The organism is Bacillus pretiosus (assembly GCF_051294775.1).
GTDB lineage: Bacteria > Bacillota > Bacilli > Bacillales > Bacillaceae_G > Bacillus_A > Bacillus_A wiedmannii.
In genome coordinates, this window is record NZ_JBPPHF010000002.1 from 125,255 (window position 1) to 142,490 (window position 17,236).

General features: G+C 41.5%; 14 protein-coding genes, 1 pseudogene and 1 other annotated feature. Of the genes and pseudogenes, 8 read left to right on the plus strand and 7 right to left on the minus strand.

Features of this window, described 5'->3' with window-relative positions; genetic code table 11:
* Positions 1-203 precede the first annotated feature (203 nt).
* Positions 204-1,397 carry an MDR family MFS transporter gene (locus tag ACSG5Z_RS08810; protein ID WP_435711309.1) on the plus strand — a complete coding sequence of 398 codons (1,194 nt, stop codon included), beginning with the start codon at positions 204-206 and terminating at the stop codon, positions 1,395-1,397.
* 187 nt (positions 1,398-1,584) lie between these two features.
* Positions 1,585-1,804 (plus strand) — a binding site (T-box leader).
* Between the two features lie 65 nt (positions 1,805-1,869).
* Positions 1,870-4,278: a leucine--tRNA ligase gene (gene leuS, locus ACSG5Z_RS08815; protein WP_137012338.1), complete on the plus strand. Its 2,409-nt coding sequence runs from the start codon at positions 1,870-1,872 to the stop codon at positions 4,276-4,278.
* A gap of 25 nt (positions 4,279-4,303) precedes the next feature.
* Here leuS and ACSG5Z_RS08820 read toward each other — a convergent pair.
* Positions 4,304-4,384 (minus strand): annotated as a pseudogene (locus ACSG5Z_RS08820) (GNAT family N-acetyltransferase); the annotation flags it as partial.
* A gap of 95 nt (positions 4,385-4,479) precedes the next feature.
* Between ACSG5Z_RS08820 and ACSG5Z_RS08825 the strand changes: the two are divergent.
* Positions 4,480-5,433, plus strand: a complete 954-nt coding sequence (locus ACSG5Z_RS08825; RefSeq protein ID WP_435711310.1) for a hypothetical protein — start codon at positions 4,480-4,482, stop codon at positions 5,431-5,433.
* 44 nt (positions 5,434-5,477) lie between these two features.
* Here ACSG5Z_RS08825 and ACSG5Z_RS08830 read toward each other — a convergent pair whose 3' ends face one another.
* The 5 genes from ACSG5Z_RS08830 to ACSG5Z_RS08850 all read right to left on the minus strand — a co-directional run bounded on the left by ACSG5Z_RS08830 (position 5,478) and on the right by ACSG5Z_RS08850 (position 10,616).
* Complete coding sequence (locus tag ACSG5Z_RS08830; RefSeq protein ID WP_435711311.1) at positions 5,478-5,900, minus strand: pyrophosphohydrolase domain-containing protein; 423 nt, start codon at positions 5,898-5,900, stop codon at positions 5,478-5,480.
* 189 nt (positions 5,901-6,089) lie between these two features.
* A complete protein-coding gene (locus tag ACSG5Z_RS08835) occupies positions 6,090-6,275 on the minus strand; it encodes a hypothetical protein (RefSeq protein WP_000038782.1) in 186 nt (61 codons plus the stop codon).
* A gap of 90 nt (positions 6,276-6,365) precedes the next feature.
* The gene (locus ACSG5Z_RS08840; protein ID WP_435711312.1) at positions 6,366-7,445 is read right to left on the minus strand and encodes a Ger(x)C family spore germination protein; all 1,080 of its coding nucleotides are present in this window, start codon (positions 7,443-7,445) and stop codon (positions 6,366-6,368) included.
* Positions 7,421-8,515, minus strand: a complete 1,095-nt coding sequence (locus ACSG5Z_RS08845) for a spore germination protein (RefSeq protein WP_106382724.1) — start codon at positions 8,513-8,515, stop codon at positions 7,421-7,423. Before ACSG5Z_RS08845 ends, ACSG5Z_RS08840 begins: the two co-directional genes overlap by 25 nt.
* A 16-nt stretch (positions 8,516-8,531) precedes the next feature.
* A complete protein-coding gene (locus ACSG5Z_RS08850; protein ID WP_435711313.1) occupies positions 8,532-10,616 on the minus strand; it encodes a spore germination protein in 2,085 nt (694 codons plus the stop codon).
* A gap of 155 nt (positions 10,617-10,771) precedes the next feature.
* Between ACSG5Z_RS08850 and ACSG5Z_RS08855 the strand changes: the two genes are divergently transcribed.
* A complete protein-coding gene (locus tag ACSG5Z_RS08855) occupies positions 10,772-11,896 on the plus strand; it encodes a homoserine O-acetyltransferase family protein (protein ID WP_087984855.1) in 1,125 nt (374 codons plus the stop codon).
* Between the two features lie 49 nt (positions 11,897-11,945).
* On the opposite strand, the gene ACSG5Z_RS08860 is transcribed toward ACSG5Z_RS08855, so the two are convergent.
* On the minus strand, positions 11,946-12,128 hold the full coding sequence (locus tag ACSG5Z_RS08860) for a hypothetical protein (protein ID WP_000171896.1): 183 nt from the start codon (positions 12,126-12,128) through the stop codon (positions 11,946-11,948).
* A 199-nt stretch (positions 12,129-12,327) separates the two neighbouring features.
* Between ACSG5Z_RS08860 and ACSG5Z_RS08865 the strand changes: the two genes are divergently transcribed.
* The 4 genes from ACSG5Z_RS08865 to ACSG5Z_RS08880 all read left to right on the plus strand — a co-directional run bounded on the left by ACSG5Z_RS08865 (position 12,328) and on the right by ACSG5Z_RS08880 (position 17,177).
* Positions 12,328-12,633, plus strand: coding sequence for a rhodanese-like domain-containing protein (locus tag ACSG5Z_RS08865; protein WP_000141210.1), 306 nt, complete (start codon positions 12,328-12,330; stop codon positions 12,631-12,633).
* A 77-nt stretch (positions 12,634-12,710) separates the two neighbouring features.
* Positions 12,711-12,935 carry a spore germination protein gene (locus ACSG5Z_RS08870; RefSeq protein ID WP_000512461.1) on the plus strand — a complete coding sequence of 75 codons (225 nt, stop codon included), beginning with the start codon at positions 12,711-12,713 and terminating at the stop codon, positions 12,933-12,935.
* A 20-nt stretch (positions 12,936-12,955) separates the two neighbouring features.
* Positions 12,956-13,279, plus strand: a complete 324-nt coding sequence (locus tag ACSG5Z_RS08875; RefSeq protein ID WP_001110863.1) for a hypothetical protein — start codon at positions 12,956-12,958, stop codon at positions 13,277-13,279.
* 121 nt (positions 13,280-13,400) lie between these two features.
* Positions 13,401-17,177, plus strand: coding sequence for a BclA-related collagen-like exosporium protein (locus tag ACSG5Z_RS08880; RefSeq protein ID WP_435711314.1), 3,777 nt, complete (start codon positions 13,401-13,403; stop codon positions 17,175-17,177).
* Positions 17,178-17,236: the final 59 nt, after the last annotated feature.

A 17,236-nucleotide genomic window follows, 5' to 3' on the forward strand; every position in this document is an offset into this window, starting at 1 on the left:
GTTGTTGATGTCGTTTTTTGTCGGTAAGTCGATATATTTTAATAATCGCTGATATATTTTCAAGTGACAATTCATATAATTTCATTTACCGAAAAACCATTATCTGAATTTCATCAACTATTAATCAGTTGCCTTCCTATTTAAAAACGACTACAATTTTACTGTTATAGATGAACGAAAAAAATAGAATAGGAGGGGAGACTATGCCAAGGAAAGTATGGCTATTAGTAGCTGGGATGATTATTAATGTCACGGGTGCTTCTTTTTTATGGCCTTTTAATACAATTTATTTGCATGATCACCTAGGAAAATCTTTATCTGTGGCCGGAATGGTATTAATGATCAACTCGCTTACTGGTGTAATCGGAAACTTGCTCGGCGGCGTTTTATTTGATAAATGGGGCGGTTATAAATCAACTTTAGTAGGGATTATTATTACACTCGTATCGATTTTAGGTCTTGTGTTCTTCCACGGTTGGCCGTTATATGTTGTGTGGCTAGCATTAATCGGCTTTGGTTCTGGAATGGTCTTCCCATCGATGTATGCGATGGTCGGTACGGTTTGGCCAGAGGGCGGAAGACGAGCATTTAATGCGATGTATGTTGGGCAAAACGTTGGTATTGCGATCGGAACAGCGTGCGGTGGTTTAGTTGCATCTTACCGTTTTGATTATATTTTCTTAGCCAATTTTGTTTTGTACTTTGTTTTCTTCTTAATTGCTTTTATTGGATTCCGTGGTATGGAAGACATGAAAGAGCCAGGAGTGAAAAAAGAAGTCGAAACGAAAAAAGGCTGGACACTTACACCTGGATTCAAAGCACTTCTTATCGTATGTGTAGCATATGCTTTATGCTGGGTTACATATGTACAGTGGCAAGGGGCGATTGCGACTCATATGCGGGAATTAGATATTAGCCTCCGCCATTATAGTTTATTATGGACGATAAACGGAGCGATGATTGTTTGTGCGCAGCCACTTGTTAGTATGTTAATTCGCTGGATGAAGCGTTCTTTAAAACAACAAATTATGATTGGAATCATCATTTTTGCGGCGTCATTTATTGTGTTAAGTCAAGCGCAGCAATTTACGATGTTCCTCGTTGCGATGGTAACGTTAACGATTGGTGAGTTATTCGTATGGCCAGCAGTTCCGACCATTGCAAATATACTTGCGCCAAAAGATAAGTTAGGGTTTTATCAAGGGGTTGTAAATAGCGCGGCGACTGTAGGGAAAATGTTCGGACCGGTCGTTGGCGGAGCAATTGTTGATTTATACAATATGGAAGTATTGTTTATAGCAATCATGGTAATGCTTGTAGTAGCGATTATTGCAACGAGCATGTATGATAAACGAGTAAAAGTAGAAGAAACAGTTGAAGAAAAAATTGCAGTTTAGTTTGACGGAACATGTTCACATGTTTTAGAATATATTTAAATAAAACAACCTTTGGAACAAGGGAGATAGCTCGGCTGTCGTAAGACGAATTCATTAGTTATGAAGAGTAACGATTAACCGAGAAGCCCCGCTTTAAGCAAGCTCTTAAGAGATTCTAAGCGAAGGGTAGTTCACTTAACTCATATTTGTAATAACAGTGAGAAGGAGTAGTAGTAATAGAAGCTGGTTTAGAGAGTTGACGGTCGGTGCAAGTCAATCCACGTTTCGTTATGAACTCGCCTTTGAGTTGCAGTTGTGAAACTAGTAGTAGCAATTGCCGTTAATCCACGTTACGGATCTAAGCGAATGTATATTTGTACATTAATTTAGGGTGGTACCGCGGGAATCTATAACCTCTCGTCCCTTTCTAGGGATGAGAGGTTTTTTGTATTTTGGGCGGTGAAAATAAATAGAATTTCAAGGAGGGTATCTCATGAGCTTTAATCATCAAAATATTGAGAAGAAGTGGCAAGGGTACTGGGAAGAGAATAAAACATTCCGTACGCCAGATGAGACAGAAAAACCAAAATTTTATGCACTAGATATGTTCCCATATCCATCAGGTGCAGGCCTACACGTAGGACATCCAGAAGGTTATACAGCGACAGATATTTTATCTCGTATGAAGCGTATGCAAGGATATAACGTTCTTCATCCAATGGGATGGGATGCGTTCGGTCTTCCAGCAGAGCAATATGCACTTGATACTGGAAACAGCCCGGCAGAATTTACAGAGCTTAATATTAATACGTTCCGTAATCAAATTAAAGCATTAGGCTTCTCTTACGATTGGGATCGTGAAGTAAATACAACAGATCCAAACTACTACAAGTGGACACAATGGATCTTCCTAAAACTATTTGAAAAAGGTTTAGCTTACGTTGATGAAGTACCTGTAAACTGGTGCCCAGCACTTGGTACAGTACTTGCAAATGAAGAAATCATTGACGGTAAGAGTGAGCGCGGTGGACATCCAGTTGAGCGTCGTCCGATGAGACAGTGGATGTTAAAAATTACAGCTTACGGAGATCGTCTATTAGAAGATCTAGATGAGCTTGATTGGCCAGAAAGCTTAAAAGATATGCAACGTAACTGGATTGGTCGTTCTGAAGGTGCAGAAGTACACTTCAACATCGATGGTACAGACGAGAAATTCACAGTTTTCACAACGCGTCCTGATACACTATTTGGTGCGAGCTACTGTGTACTTGCCCCAGAGCATGCGCTTGTTGCTGACATTACAACAGCAGAGCAAAAAGAAGCTGTAGAAGCTTACATTAACTCTGTTAAAATGAAGAGTGACCTAGAGCGTACAGAACTTGCGAAAGAGAAAACTGGTGTATTCACTGGTGCTTACGCAGTTAACCCAGTAAATGGTGAGAAATTACCAATCTGGATCGCTGACTATGTTCTTGCAACTTACGGAACAGGTGCTGTAATGGCAGTTCCCGCTCATGATGAGCGTGACTATGAATTCGCATCAACGTTCAATCTTCCAATGAAGGAAGTTGTAAAAGGCGGAGACATTACGAAAGAAGCATACACAGGTGATGGTGCGCACGTAAACTCAGCATTCCTTGATGGTTTAAATAAAGAAGAAGCAATCGTAAAAATGATTGAATGGCTTGAAGTAACGAGCGCAGGAAATCAAAAAGTAACGTACCGTCTACGTGACTGGTTATTCAGCCGTCAACGTTACTGGGGTGAGCCAATTCCAGTAATCCACTGGGAAGATGGCACAATGACAGCTGTGAAAGAAGAAGAATTACCATTAGTTCTTCCTAAAACAGAAAACATCCGTCCTTCAGGTACAGGTGAATCACCACTTGCTAACATTGACGAGTGGGTAAACGTTGTTGATCCTGAAACTGGTAAAAAAGGTCGTCGTGAAACGAACACAATGCCACAATGGGCTGGTAGCTGCTGGTATTACCTACGTTACATCGATCCAAACAATAGCGAAGCACTTGTAGATCCTGAAAAAGTAAAACAATGGCTTCCAGTTGATATTTATATCGGCGGAGCGGAGCACGCTGTACTTCATTTACTATATGCTCGTTTCTGGCACAAAGTATTATACGATATCGGTGTAGTTCCAACGAAAGAGCCGTTCCAACAATTATTCAACCAAGGTATGATTCTAGGTGAAAACAACGAGAAAATGAGTAAATCAAAAGGTAACGTTGTAAACCCTGATGATATTGTAGCAAGCCATGGTGCAGATACACTTCGTCTATACGAAATGTTCATGGGACCATTAGATGCTTCGATTGCTTGGTCTGAAAATGGTCTTGACGGAGCTCGTCGTTTCCTAGACCGCGTATGGCGTCTATTCATTCAAGATAATGGTGAATTAAGTGAGAAAATTACTGATGCACCAAATAAAGAGCTTGAAAAAGCTTACCACCAAACAGTGAAGAAAGTAACAGAAGACTATGCAGAGCTTCGCTTCAACACAGCGATTTCTCAAATGATGGTATTCATCAACGATGCATATAAAGCTGAAACACTTCCGAAAGAATATGTAGAAGGTTTCGTAAAAATGATTGCACCAGTTGCACCTCACATCGGGGAAGAACTATGGAGCAAACTTGGATACAATGAAACAATCACATATGCAAGCTGGCCAACATTTGATGAGGCTAAACTTGTAGAAGATGAAGTTGAAATCGTTGTTCAAGTTATGGGCAAAGTTCGCGCGAAACTAACAATGAGTAAAGACGCATCAAAAGAAGAAATGGAACAACTTGCACTTGAAGCAATTCAAGACCAAATCGAAGGAAAAACAGTTCGTAAAGTAATTGTAGTTCCTGGAAAACTTGTTAACGTTGTTGCAAACTAATGAATGAAAGAAAAGCTCAGAGCATTTATGCTCTGAGTTTTTTTGTGTAGAAAATAATTTCAGGATCTCCTTCATCTAAATTTTCAACTATTCCACTACGTACAAATAAAAGAGCGGAATTCCAATACAGACAAACACCTATTTTTCTATAGGAAATATGATAAAAAAGGTAGGCTAAATTGAGTAGAAGAGGTGAAAGGAATGAAAGGGATGGACAATAATGCACCACATGGCTTCTTCGGAGGCGAATCGGACAGTTATACACAAATGATGTTAATGGGAGGAGCTGGCCAACAAGGGTACGGTGGAATTCCGAGCTGGATGGGTGGAGGAGCAGGAGGATTTCCAACATCGGTAGCGGGCATGCAAACTGGAATGCCTACATTAATGGGAGGGTTTTCGACATCAGGGGCTGGAATGCCTACAGTAACAGGAGGATTTCCGACATCAGTAGCTGGCGTACAGACAGGAATTCCAGTAGGAGTACCAACTACATTTCCTTCTTTCGTTGGAGGAGTGCAGACAGGATTTCCGGTACCGGGAGTAGGTGTTGTAGCAGGTGGAGTAGGTGGTTATCCGCAAGGTGTTCACGGACACCATGTACATCACCATCACCAAGGCCAACACGGTCATCATGGACATCACCACCATCAAGGCCAACACGGTCATCATGGACATCATCACCATCAAGGCCAACACGGTCATCATGGACATCATCACCATCAAGGCCAACACGGTCATCATGGACATCACCACCATCAAGGCCAACACGGTCAGCACGGTCATCATCATCACCAAGGTCAACACGGCCATCAACAACAAGTACATCACCACGGACACCATCATATATATCCACAGGCGGTTCTTTATCAAACGCATCAAGGCCAGCACGGTCATCATGGCCAGCACGGTCATCATGGTCACCAAGGCCAGCACGGTCATCAAGGCCAACACGGTCACCAAGGCCAACACGGTCACCAAGGCCAACATGGTCAACAGCACCAACAGCACCAACAGCACCAACAATACCAACAATATCAACAGCAACAATCTTCTCCTTGGACAGGTGGAATTGGAGCAGGAGGAGCAGGAGCAGCAGCAGGAGCGGCTAGCATTAGTGGAGCAGCAGGGCACGCTGGACACGTGGGCCATTAATGAATTGCAGAAAAAAAGACATAATAAAAAACTGCTAGGAAATCCTAGCAGTTTTTTTCAGCTTCTTGGCGCTGGCGTTCGATTTCAGCACGAAGTTGTGGTTCTGGTGCTTGCCAGCTTTCTGGTTTTAGAATTTTGCCGTCACCTTCACGGAATCGAGGTTTTCCATCAGGGAATAGTTTTGCCATGTTTGCGTTATTTACAATTTCGAATCCTTTATCAGGACGTACGCCCATTTCGGCAAACGTTCCGAATGCAAAGTAAATAAGGTCAATTAGTGCATCATATTGATCTTCAACAGTCGTTGCTTCTAGAAATTCTTCTAGCTCTTCTTGCATAAAGCTAGCACGAATTTTTGCACGTTCTTCTGTTAATTTCGTTGGAGTATTTGTCACAGGGTGTCCGAACTCTTCATGCATTTTTGCAACAAGTTCGTATCCTTTATCTAAACCTTTTTCGTTTGTCATGTTGTTTCATCCTTTCTCGCTTTGTGCCGAATCTCATTGTAACATAAGGTGATTATGAAATGAAAAAGGACTGTTCAAAAGTTTCATCTTTTAGTTAAGATAAGGAAAGATTATATCGACTAAACGACAAAACATACCCCATTAATAAAAGAAAGCCATCCCGGAATACTTTTGGGACGGCCTTGCTCGTTATTTTTCTTCTTTTATTAAAATGGATAAAATAAGATCGATGCCAAACATACCAACGAGCAACATTGGAATAACGACAAGTAAATAACGTGTGAAGGAAACATTTTTTAAGTATGTATGAGCAAATAAAAAGACGCCGAGAAATAAAATACCATTTAAAATAGGCTTTACTAATTTTTTAGACATAAGCTCCCCCGTAAATATCTTCTCTCTCTATCTAAAATAAAAACTCCTCTTTCCGTTGTATCATGCTGGAGAGAGGAGTTCAATCATTTCTCATTCAATTACACCAGAATTTGTAATATTTACGGTGTATTTTATAGTAACTGGAACATCTTTATACATTTGCCTCCACTCTTCTAATTTGAATGGGCGATAATGTTGCTTGTATTTAGCTCCTAGCCCGAGCGGATCGACACCTAAAGATTTGAATTGCTTAATTAACTTGTTACCTTGTATATCCAATTGTTTTTGGATGGCTTTCTCAATCTTTTTTGTGTTCTTAGCATTCTCTAAGTTAATTTGTTTTGATACTTCTTGAATGCGAGCATCAATTTTAACATGAATGGAAAAAGAAGACTTTCCATTTTTTATTTTTATATCGTATGTTGGAACAGAACGAATATTATTAATCATTACGTACCCAGGATTTGCTTTAAATTCATGTGAATCCAACTTATGTTTCTCTAAAAGTCCTTTGAATGCAAACATATCTTTTTCTGCAATTTTACCAACATATTTATCCTTTTTAAAAAGACCAATTCCGGTGATTTTTATTTTATCACCATGTTTCTTTAAAATTGGAATATAGTAGTCTTGCCCTTCTTGATAATAACGGAATGCTCCTATATGCAGATTATCTGTTGGTAAAGGACCGGTTTCCATATTATGTTCTAGCATTTTTTTTATATAAATTGCAACGTTGGATGAAGTCGTGTACTTTCCTTTTAAAAGTTCAGTACCATTACCTTCAAGTAAAGCAACATATAAGGCATTTCCAATGTTTACATCGCGAATTAATGTATCGAAGGAAGCAACCATTCCTTTCTTAGCAATTCGGGTGGTAAATAGAGCAACTCGCATTTGCCCGCTAGCAAATGGTTGAGAAGACTCTAAAGATGTGTCTGCTTTTACTTGTTTTACAGCATTTGCTGTTCCTTCAAAAACTTGAACTTTGTTCCCTTTTTGCTGAATAGGACAAACAAATGTTACCTTTATTTTATTATCTTTTGCTACATCAAAGACAGTTCCTTGGATAAGGTGTACGTCATCGATAATATTTTTTTGTAAACATCCAGTTAGACTGATGAGTGTTATACAAGAGATAAGTATTAATTTATTTTTGATTTTTTCCATTTTCTTTTCACCCACACAATGATAAATAGGATTGGGATGTATACATAAATGAGCCAAAAGCTCCCCTTTGATGCATTACTAATAAAATTATTAATATCGTGTCTGTTTGTTAAAAGTTGTGAAACAATGAGGGTGATAATGATAAAAGCGATTAAAACACCTCTTTGTTTTACACGGAATATTTCGTGAGTTGCTCTCGTTGCCGCCCACAAAGGTAGAATAAAACTTGTAATAATAACGAGGGCATAAGCTGAAATTGCAATATATTCTAGCCTTTCTATGAATGGTAATTGAATGACTTGGGTCATAGAAAGTTGGGCCCATATCGTTTTTAACAATTGTTTTTCACTAAAAAACGAAAAGGCTAAAAGGGTACTAAATAAATATAGAAGGTTTGAAAATAGTGCTCCAAGCTGGGCGTATTTATGAGATTGCATAGGCTTTTTCACAAATGGATACACCATGAGGTAAATCTCAAAACCGGTCATACTGTAGATTGACAGTTGAGCGGATTTTAAAATGTCTGAAAAAGAATGTGTGAATATAGGTAGTAAATTATCCCAATGTGAATATTTCAAAACGAATAAGCTTAGAAATAAATATCCTAATGTACCACCAACAGAGATGACGCAAATACCGGTAATTACACGAAATCCAGAAGAAATAATGTAATAGCTAACTAAGCATAAAAAGAGTGTTAACATCCAAGTGGAAGCGGTAGGAAACATCCACACTTGAATAATTTCAACGTATGTTCGAATGACGGAAATACTGACGATTAAAAAATAAGCAGCAAAGATGATGTTAACGCCGTTCCCTAGCCACTTTCCAAATGTTTGCCGATGTAAGTCGATTAAATTACCGTTTGTTTCTTTTAATAAAAAATACATCATCCATATAAGAATCTGGATACAGATTCCTGTGATTAGAACGCCCATCCAGCCATCGTATCCAGCGGCCTTGGCAGTAATTCGAGCGAAGCCGAGAACGCCAGCTCCAAACTGTGCACCGTGAATTAAGAAGAAGACAAAGACAGGAGATATTTGATATTTTTCTTGAACTTTACTCATCGATGCACCTCGTTCTTTAATCATCAAAGTCTGATCTATGTTTTGTTGAAATTCCTTTTGCTGATTTTTTTACATGTTGTGGCCTCGCTTGTACATCCCTTGTATCAATCATCGTTAAAGGAAAACGAATCCAAGAGTCCTTAACCGACTGTTGTCTCGTCGGATAAAACAAAGCGTACGGCTTACGTAAGGAAGTAAGTCTGAATAGATGCGTAAATAAGAAGATAAATCCAAGAGAAATCCCGAACAATCCGCCTATTTCTGCAAACATAAGAAATGGAAAGCGTAGTAATCGAACTGCATTACCCATTTTATAAATAGGTGTAATAAAGGAAGCAAGTGCTGATAAGGCAACGATAATTAATAAAATATTACTCGTTAAACCAGCTTGTACAGATGCTTGCCCGATTACGATACCACCTACAATTCCGAGTGTTTGACCAACTTTCATCGGTAATCTCGCGCCAGCTTCTCTCAATAAGTCGATTGCAAGTTCTAAAAAGAGTGCTTCAATTAAAGGTGGGAATGGTACTTGTGCCCTTGATAAAATCAAAGTTTCAAGTAAATCACTTGGAATAAGTTCATAATGATAATTTAAAATTGCAACATATAGTGGTGTAGCACAGATTGAAAATAGAACAGCGATAAGGCGTAAAATGCGTGAAAATGTAGCGTATAGCCAAGAAACGTTATAGTCTTCTGGTGAAATGAAAAAATCGAAATAGGATACTGGCGTAAGTAGAACACTTGGAGAACCATCCACAAAAATAGCAATTTTCCCATCAATGAGTGCTTTTGTAACTCTATCAGTACGTTCTGTATTGATATAGAGAGGGAAAATCGACTTTTCACCCATTAGTTCTTGTATATAAGCACTATCATTAATTTGATCATATTCAAGAGCACGTAATGACTCCTCGAGAAAATCTACATTTTCTTTTTCAGCGAGGTTGTCTAAATACATCATGACAACTTTTGTTTTGGAAAACTCGCCGACAATCATTTCTTTTGTTTGTAAATCTAAAACAGGAAGACGTTTTCGAACTAAATTAATATTTGTATCAATATCCTCTACGAAACCTTCTTGAGGACCGATAACAGTCGATTCGTTTAAAGGAGGGCTTGGTGCCCGATACGTATCAATTGCAATGTTTGCAAGCATACACTTTTGGTCTTGCTGATTCAATTGAATAATCGCATGTCCCTTTAACACCATGTCCTCAATTTTTTGTAAATCGTTCGTAATTGTAATACCGCTCATTGGAATATGTTCTTTTAGCTCTTCTAGTGAAGCGTTAGGTCGTTCTAAAAGAGTAGGCATTAAATACTTTTGTAATTTCTCTCCATCAAGCGAAGGGCGATAGTAAGAAATCCAATAAGGCATCGTTTCATCGTCAGATGTGTGATAATTAACAAAATCGCTAGATTTTTTGAGTTTCTCTATTAAATCTTGTAGAGAGTGAATCCGGTCTTTTTCTGGTTTCGTAAAATCATAAATACTATTATTTCCAGAGTTTTGCTGCTGATCTTGATCCGAGTTCCCTTGTTTAGAATGTTGTTGCTGATTCTGATTCGAGTCGTTTTGTTTAGAGTTTTGTTGTTGATTCTGATTCGAGTCGTTTTGTTTAGAGTTTTGTTGTTGATTCTGATTCGAGTTGTCTTGATTAGAATGTTGTTGATTCTGATTCGAGTCGTTTTGTTTAGAATTTCGTTGTTGATTCTGATCCGAGTTGTCTTGTTTAGAATGTTGTTGTTGATTCTGATTCGAGTCGTTTTGTTTAGAGTTTTGTTGTTGATTCTGATTCGAGTTGTCTTGTTTAGAGTTTTGTTGTTGATTCTGATCTGAGTCGTTTTGTTTAGAGTTTTGTTGTTGATTCTGATCTGAGTCGTTTTGTTTAGAATGTTGTTGCTGCTGATCCTGAGAAGGCTCTTTGTGTTCCTCTTTTTTTTGCTCGCTATTGCTATCTTTATTATGTTTCATACTTCTAGTCTGTTCTTTTTTATCATTCTCTTGGTTGTTAGGCTGTTGCTCCGAGTTATCTGTTTCGTTTTTCTCTGTCGTATTTGATTTTTTTTTCTTACGTAGCCAATTCCAAATCATATGTATGCCCTCTTTGATTGTGTAATATAATGCTATTTTGTGGCTAATTTTGTATATTATTCATTTATTTATGAAAAGAAGGAGGAGATTAGTTTGCATAGAAAAAATCCTTTAGTAAGCAGCAGTTCATACTATGGCGGGAAGAGGGCGAGTCTGTGCAATTTGTAAAAAAGGAAAAGTTTGTTTTAAGAGAGTTTACGTTTGAAAATGGTAGGGGAATTCCTGTTCAAATGGGGTATGAGACGTATGGTACTTTAAATAGAGAAAGGTCAAATGCGATTTTGGTATGCCATTATTTTAGTGCAACGAGTCACGCGGCAGGGAAATATACAGCGCATGATGAGGAGTCTGGTTGGTGGGATGGTTTAATTGGACCGGGAAAAGCAGTTGATACAAATAAATATTTTGTTATATGTACTGATAATCTTTGTAATGTGCAGGTTAAGAACCCTTATGTGTTTACAACGGGACCGAAATCGATTCATCCGAAAACTGGAGATGAATATGCGATGGATTTTCCGGTTTTTACATTTCTTGATGTAGCTCGTGTGCAATATGAGTTAATAAAAGATATGGGAATCTCAAGGTTACATGCTGTAATGGGACCGTCAGCTGGTGGGATGATTGCGCAGCAATGGGCTGTTCATTATCCTCATATGGTAGAGCGGATGATTGGTGTTATTACGAACCCGCAAAATCCAATTATTACGTCGGTAAATGTAGCGCAAAATGCAATTGAGGCTATTCAACTAGATCCAAGTTGGAAGGGCGGAAAATATGGAGAAGAGCAGCCAATGAAGGGACTTCATTTAGCAAATAGAATGATGTTTATGAACGCATTTGATGAGCATTTTTATGAAACGACATTCCCTCGTAATAGTGTAGAGAAAGAACCTTATGAAACATTTGCTGCATTAACATCATTTGAGAAAGAAATAAATAAAGTGACATATAGAAGTATAGAGTTAGTAGATGCAAATTCGTGGATATACACTGCGAAAGCAGTTTTATTACATGATATTGCGCATGGATTTTCGTCTTTAGAAGAGGCGCTTTCTAACATAGAAGCAAATGTACTTATGATTCCGTGCAAACAAGATTTGCTTCAGCCGTCACGCTATAATTATAAAATGGTAGACATTTTGCAAAAACAAGGGAAGTATGCGGAAGTGTATGAGATAGAAAGTATAAATGGGCATATGGCAGGAGCATTTGATATTCATTTATTTGAAAAGAAAGTTTATGAATTTTTAAATCGGAAAGTATCTAGTTTGGTGTAGAAAATAAATGGTGTGAAAAAGGTGCGATGTATGTAGTAGGCACCTTTTTTTACATGATTTGTAGACGGAAAATATATGTGGCAATTGCTATACCGAAGAATGCGATACTAAGCAATAGAAATAAGAATGACATTTCTTGTGGTGATTTTATCTTTTTATTATTCTTCATACTAAGTGCAATAATTGCGGCGATTAAGAAAATGATGCCCGTAATGAAAAGAAAAAGTGTCATTTTCATTGGCTCCTTTCATAAAACAAGTATATTGAGGATACAATGCACGAGTTATGTTTGTAAAGAATAAGTTTTGCGAGAAAATTGAGAAATAAAATTTCCATTCTTTGCGTTCTTTCTTTCGCATGCTAAAATTGACTAGATATGCTTGTTTAAGGAAGAGACTAAAGGTTTTATTGTATATAAGGAGGAACGACATATGACAGAAGTTAAAACAATTACTACAGAAGAAGTGCAAGAGCGTTTAGAAAATGGAGAAACGTTATTTTTAGTAGACGTAAGGGAAGATGAAGAAGTAGCGGCAGGGAAAATTCCAGAAGCTGTACATATTAAAATGGGTGATATCCCAAATAAAGTAGATTTCTTTGATAAAGAGAATGAATATATCTTTATTTGTCGCTCGGGAATGCGCAGTGAAAATGTATGCCATTATTTAAATGAGCAAGGATTTAAAACAATGAACATGGTTGGCGGTATGCTTCAATATGAAGGTGAAACGAAATAAGTAGCTAAAAAAACTTGAAACGTGTTTGTTTCAAGTTTTTTTCTTTTGCATACAGTGTACAAAAGGGGGATAGGTAAATGGGGATTAACTTGCGGAAAGTAAAAATTATTAATAATACAGGGGCTGTTAATGTCGGTGACTGTTATGATATCTCACCTTTAGCTGTAGCAAAAATATATGCAGGTGCTGGAGGATCGAGTGCGGCTATTTTTTTAAATGGGAAAAGGCAGCCAGAAGCGGTGATTCGAACATCAGTATTTCTTCCGCCATTAGCAACGAGTACACGTACATTAGGTTCATAGAGGAAAGGTAGAGTGTAATTATGCCTGCTCATATAAAAGAGTTTGTTATTGTGAATAACACTGGGAATATATTTACTGGTGATAATTTGAGTGATACGTCATTTACTGCTACGAAATCGTATAGTGGCTCAATGGGGTGCACTTGGATTGACGTTGTTACAGTAATAGGGACGGAGACGAAGCTTTGTTTACAGCCGGGTGATTCGGTGACGACAACATATACAAGAGGCACTCCTGCCGGTACTGTAACAGGAACAAATATGGGGCAAAGTGTAAATGCATCGAGTATAGCACAAGCTGTCCCTAATACAGATAATATGGATTCAATTGCTGGACTCCCTTAAGGATTTAAGGGAGTTTTTATTATTTCAAATAAAAATAGTCTTTGAGTTTGTTTTTGTAAATACATATTAAGAAGAAGAGGTTTGTTTCATGTAAAAAAGATGGTGTGCAGGTGGTGAAAGTGTGAGAGAGCGCGATAAAAAACATTCATTAAACTCTAATTTCAGAATTTCACCAAATCTTATTGGTCCTACCTTTCCACCCGTTCCAACGGGATTTACTGGCATTGGGATTACTGGCCCAACCGGTCCCAAAGGTCCGACTGGCCCTCAAGGACCAAGAGGATTACAAGGTCCGATGGGGGAGATGGGCCCGACAGGACTTCAAGGTGTGCAAGGGATACAAGGACCAGTTGGACCAATAGGTGCAACAGGACCAGAAGGACAGCAGGGGCCGCAAGGATTGAGGGGAGCACAAGGAGCTACAGGAGCGACAGGACCAGAAGGAGTGCAAGGGTTGCAAGGTCCGATTGGTCCAACAGGAGCAACTGGGGCACAAGGTATACAGGGGATACAAGGGTTACAAGGTCCGATTGGAGCGACTGGACCTGAGGGACCTCAAGGAATTCAAGGTGTGCAAGGGGTACCAGGTGCAACAGGTCCACAAGGAATACAAGGGGCACAAGGGATACAAGGACCACAAGGACCGAGTGGAAGTGCGGGGGCAACAGGAGCAACTGGTCAAGGGGTTACAGGCCCAACTGGAATAACAGGTCCAACAGGGATAACGGGTCCATCTGGAGGACCACCAGGTCCGACGGGGGCAACTGGTGCGACAGGTCCAGGAGGTGGACCGAGTGGAAGTACAGGTGCGACGGGAGCAACGGGAAATACAGGGGTAACAGGAAGTACAGGTGTAACTGGAGTAACGGGAAATACAGGACCGACTGGAAGTACAGGAGAAACAGGAGCACAGGGATTGCAAGGAATACAAGGGGTTCAAGGGCCAATTGGACCAACAGGTCCAGAAGGTCCGCAAGGTATTCAAGGTATTCCGGGGCCGACGGGCTTAACTGGTGAACAAGGAATACAAGGAGTTCAGGGAATTCAAGGGATAACGGGAGCAACAGGAGATCAAGGTCCACAAGGTATACAAGGAGTACCGGGTCCAACAGGAGAAACGGGACCACAAGGAGTTCAAGGGATTCAAGGCCCGATGGGTGAGATAGGCCCAACAGGACCAGAAGGCCCAGAAGGACTTCAAGGTCCGCAAGGAATCCAAGGAGTGCCAGGGCCAGTTGGAGCAACGGGTCCAGAGGGGCCACAGGGGATACAAGGCATTCAAGGACCGGTAGGAGCAACGGGCCCACAAGGTCCACAAGGAATACAGGGAATACAAGGTGTGCAAGGGATAACGGGAGCAACTGGAGTACAAGGAGCAACTGGAATTCAAGGGATACAAGGGGAAATAGGAGCAACGGGTCCAGAGGGGCCTCAAGGAGTGCAAGGTGCTCAAGGGGCGATAGGTCCAACAGGTCCAATGGGAGCACAGGGAGTACAAGGTGTTCAAGGAATTCAAGGGCCGACGGGAGCGCAAGGAGTGCAGGGGCCGCAGGGAATTCAAGGAATCCAAGGTCCAACAGGAGGAACAGGGGATACGGGTGCAACCGGAGCAACAGGGGAAGGAACTACGGGACCGACAGGAGTAACCGGTCCAACAGGGGTCACGGGTCCTTCTGGAGGACCGGCAGGACCGACTGGTCCAACGGGGCCATCAGGTCCGATGGGAGTGACAGGTCCATCCGGTGGACCACCTGGCCCAACAGGAGCAACTGGGGTGACAGGAGCAACTGGAGATACTGGGGCTACAGGCTCAACAGGAGTGACAGGAGCGACTGGAGAAACAGGAGCAACTGGGGTGACGGGCTTACAGGGACCTCAAGGAATACAAGGTGTGCAAGGAGATATAGGAGCAACAGGCCCCCAAGGTGTTCAAGGTCCGCAAGGAATTCAAGGAGTAACAGGGGCAACAGGAGATCAAGGTCCGCAAGGTGACATAGGTCCGACTGGGCCACAAGGAGCAACTGGAATCCAAGGGATACAAGGTGACATAGGTCCAACCGGTCCAGAAGGCCCAGAGGGACTTCAGGGTCCGCAAGGAATACAAGGTGACATAGGTCCAACCGGTCCAGAAGGCCCAGAGGGACTTCAGGGTCCGCAAGGAATACAAGGTGTTCAAGGGCCAGTTGGAGTAACGGGTCCAGAGGGTCCTCAGGGGATACAAGGCATTCAAGGACCGGTAGGAGCAACAGGCCCACAAGGTCCACAAGGAATACAGGGAATACAAGGTGTGCAAGGGATAACGGGAGCAACTGGAGCACAAGGAGCAACTGGAATTCAAGGGATACAAGGGGAAATAGGAGCAACAGGTCCAGAGGGGCCCCAAGGAATGCAAGGTGTACAAGGAGAGATAGGTCCAACCGGTCCCATGGGGCCACAAGGAGTGCAAGGAGTACAAGGAATTCAAGGAGCGACGGGCGCACAAGGAGTGCAAGGTCCACAAGGAATTCAAGGAATCCAAGGTCCGACGGGAGCAACAGGAGATAGGGGAGCAACAGGTGCGACAGGGGAAGGCACTACAGGCCCAACAGGAGTAACCGGTCCAACGGGGGTAACAGACCCATCTGGAGGACCAGCAGGACCGACCGGCCCAACGGGTCCATCAGGTCCGGCGGGAGTAACAGGTCCATCAGGAGGACCACCTGGCCCGACAGGAGCAACAGGTGCGACAGGAGTAACAGGAGATACCGGGGCGACAGGCTCAACAGGAGTGACAGGAGCGACAGGAGCAACGGGAGCAACCGGAGTGACGGGTTTACAGGGTCCGCAAGGAATGCAAGGTGTACAAGGAGAGATAGGTCCAACCGGTCCACAGGGTATTCAAGGTCCTCAAGGAATCCAAGGAGTAACGGGGACAACAGGAGCACAAGGTCCCCAAGGAATTCAAGGCCCACAAGGAATTCAAGGTCCTCAAGGTCCTCAAGGAATCCAAGGAGCGACGGGGTCAACAGGAGCACAAGGCCCACAGGGAATCCAAGGTCCGCAAGGTGACATAGGTCCGACCGGCCCACAAGGCCCAACTGGAATCCAAGGAATTCAAGGCCCGCAAGGAATTCAAGGTCCAACGGGAGCTACAGGAGCAACCGGAGCGACAGGTCTCCAAGGAATTCAAGGCCCACAAGGAATTCAAGGTCCCCAAGGAATTCAAGGTCCAACGGGAGCTACAGGAGCAACCGGAGCGACAGGTCCTCAAGGAATTCAAGGTCCTCAAGGAATTCAAGGCCCACAAGGAATTCAAGGCCCACAAGGAATTCAAGGTTCAACGGGAGCAACAGGAGCAACCGGAGCGACAGGTCCTCAAGGAATTCAAGGCCCGCAAGGAATTCAAGGTCCAACGGGGGCAACAGGAGCAAGCGGTTCACAAGGTCCAACTGGAGATACAGGTCCAACCGGAGCTGGAGCCACTGGAGCGACCGGGGCGACCGGAGTTAGTACAACTGCAACGTATGCATTTGCGAATAATACATCAGGAACCGCTATTTCCGTTTTATTAGGTGGTACAAATGTACCATTACCGAACAATCAAAATATTGGACCAGGAATTACCGTTAGCGGAGGAAATACCGTATTTACGGTTGCGAATGCGGGGAATTACTATATAGCTTATACAATAAATTTAACAGCCTCTTTACTTGTAAGTTCTCGTATAACTGTAAATGGCAGTCTGCTTGCAGGAACAATAAATTCACCAGCAATAGCTACAGGTTCATTTAATGCGACAATAATTGCTAATTTACCTGCTGGAGCTGCCATTAGTCTGCAGTTATTTGGATTAGTTGCAATAGCTACATTATCTACGGCAACGCCAGGAGCTACTCTAACTATTATTAGACTAAGTTAATAGGAAGAAAACCTTGGAGCTTTTATGCTTCAAGGTTTTTTATCCTGTTATTTGTAGGT

Excerpts from the sequence above, each read along its gene's own strand:
- ACSG5Z_RS08810 (WP_435711309.1), top strand. The coding sequence starts at position 204 with ATGCCAAGGAAAGTATGGCTATTAGTAGCTGGGATGATTATTAATGTC.
- ACSG5Z_RS08845 (WP_106382724.1), bottom strand. The coding sequence starts at position 8,515 with ATGAGTAAAGTTCAAGAAAAATATCAAATATCTCCTGTCTTTGTCTTC.
- ACSG5Z_RS08860 (WP_000171896.1), bottom strand. The coding sequence starts at position 12,128 with ATGACACTTTTTCTTTTCATTACGGGCATCATTTTCTTAATCGCCGCA.
- ACSG5Z_RS08850 (WP_435711313.1), bottom strand. The coding sequence starts at position 10,616 with ATGATTTGGAATTGGCTACGTAAGAAAAAAAAATCAAATACGACAGAG.
- ACSG5Z_RS08835 (WP_000038782.1), bottom strand. The coding sequence starts at position 6,275 with ATGTCTAAAAAATTAGTAAAGCCTATTTTAAATGGTATTTTATTTCTC.
- leuS (WP_137012338.1), top strand. The coding sequence starts at position 1,870 with ATGAGCTTTAATCATCAAAATATTGAGAAGAAGTGGCAAGGGTACTGG.
- ACSG5Z_RS08870 (WP_000512461.1), top strand. The coding sequence starts at position 12,711 with ATGGGGATTAACTTGCGGAAAGTAAAAATTATTAATAATACAGGGGCT.
- ACSG5Z_RS08875 (WP_001110863.1), top strand. The coding sequence starts at position 12,956 with ATGCCTGCTCATATAAAAGAGTTTGTTATTGTGAATAACACTGGGAAT.
- ACSG5Z_RS08825 (WP_435711310.1), top strand. The coding sequence starts at position 4,480 with ATGAAAGGGATGGACAATAATGCACCACATGGCTTCTTCGGAGGCGAA.
- ACSG5Z_RS08840 (WP_435711312.1), bottom strand. The coding sequence starts at position 7,445 with ATGGAAAAAATCAAAAATAAATTAATACTTATCTCTTGTATAACACTC.
- ACSG5Z_RS08830 (WP_435711311.1), bottom strand. The coding sequence starts at position 5,900 with ATGACAAACGAAAAAGGTTTAGATAAAGGATACGAACTTGTTGCAAAA.
- ACSG5Z_RS08865 (WP_000141210.1), top strand. The coding sequence starts at position 12,328 with ATGACAGAAGTTAAAACAATTACTACAGAAGAAGTGCAAGAGCGTTTA.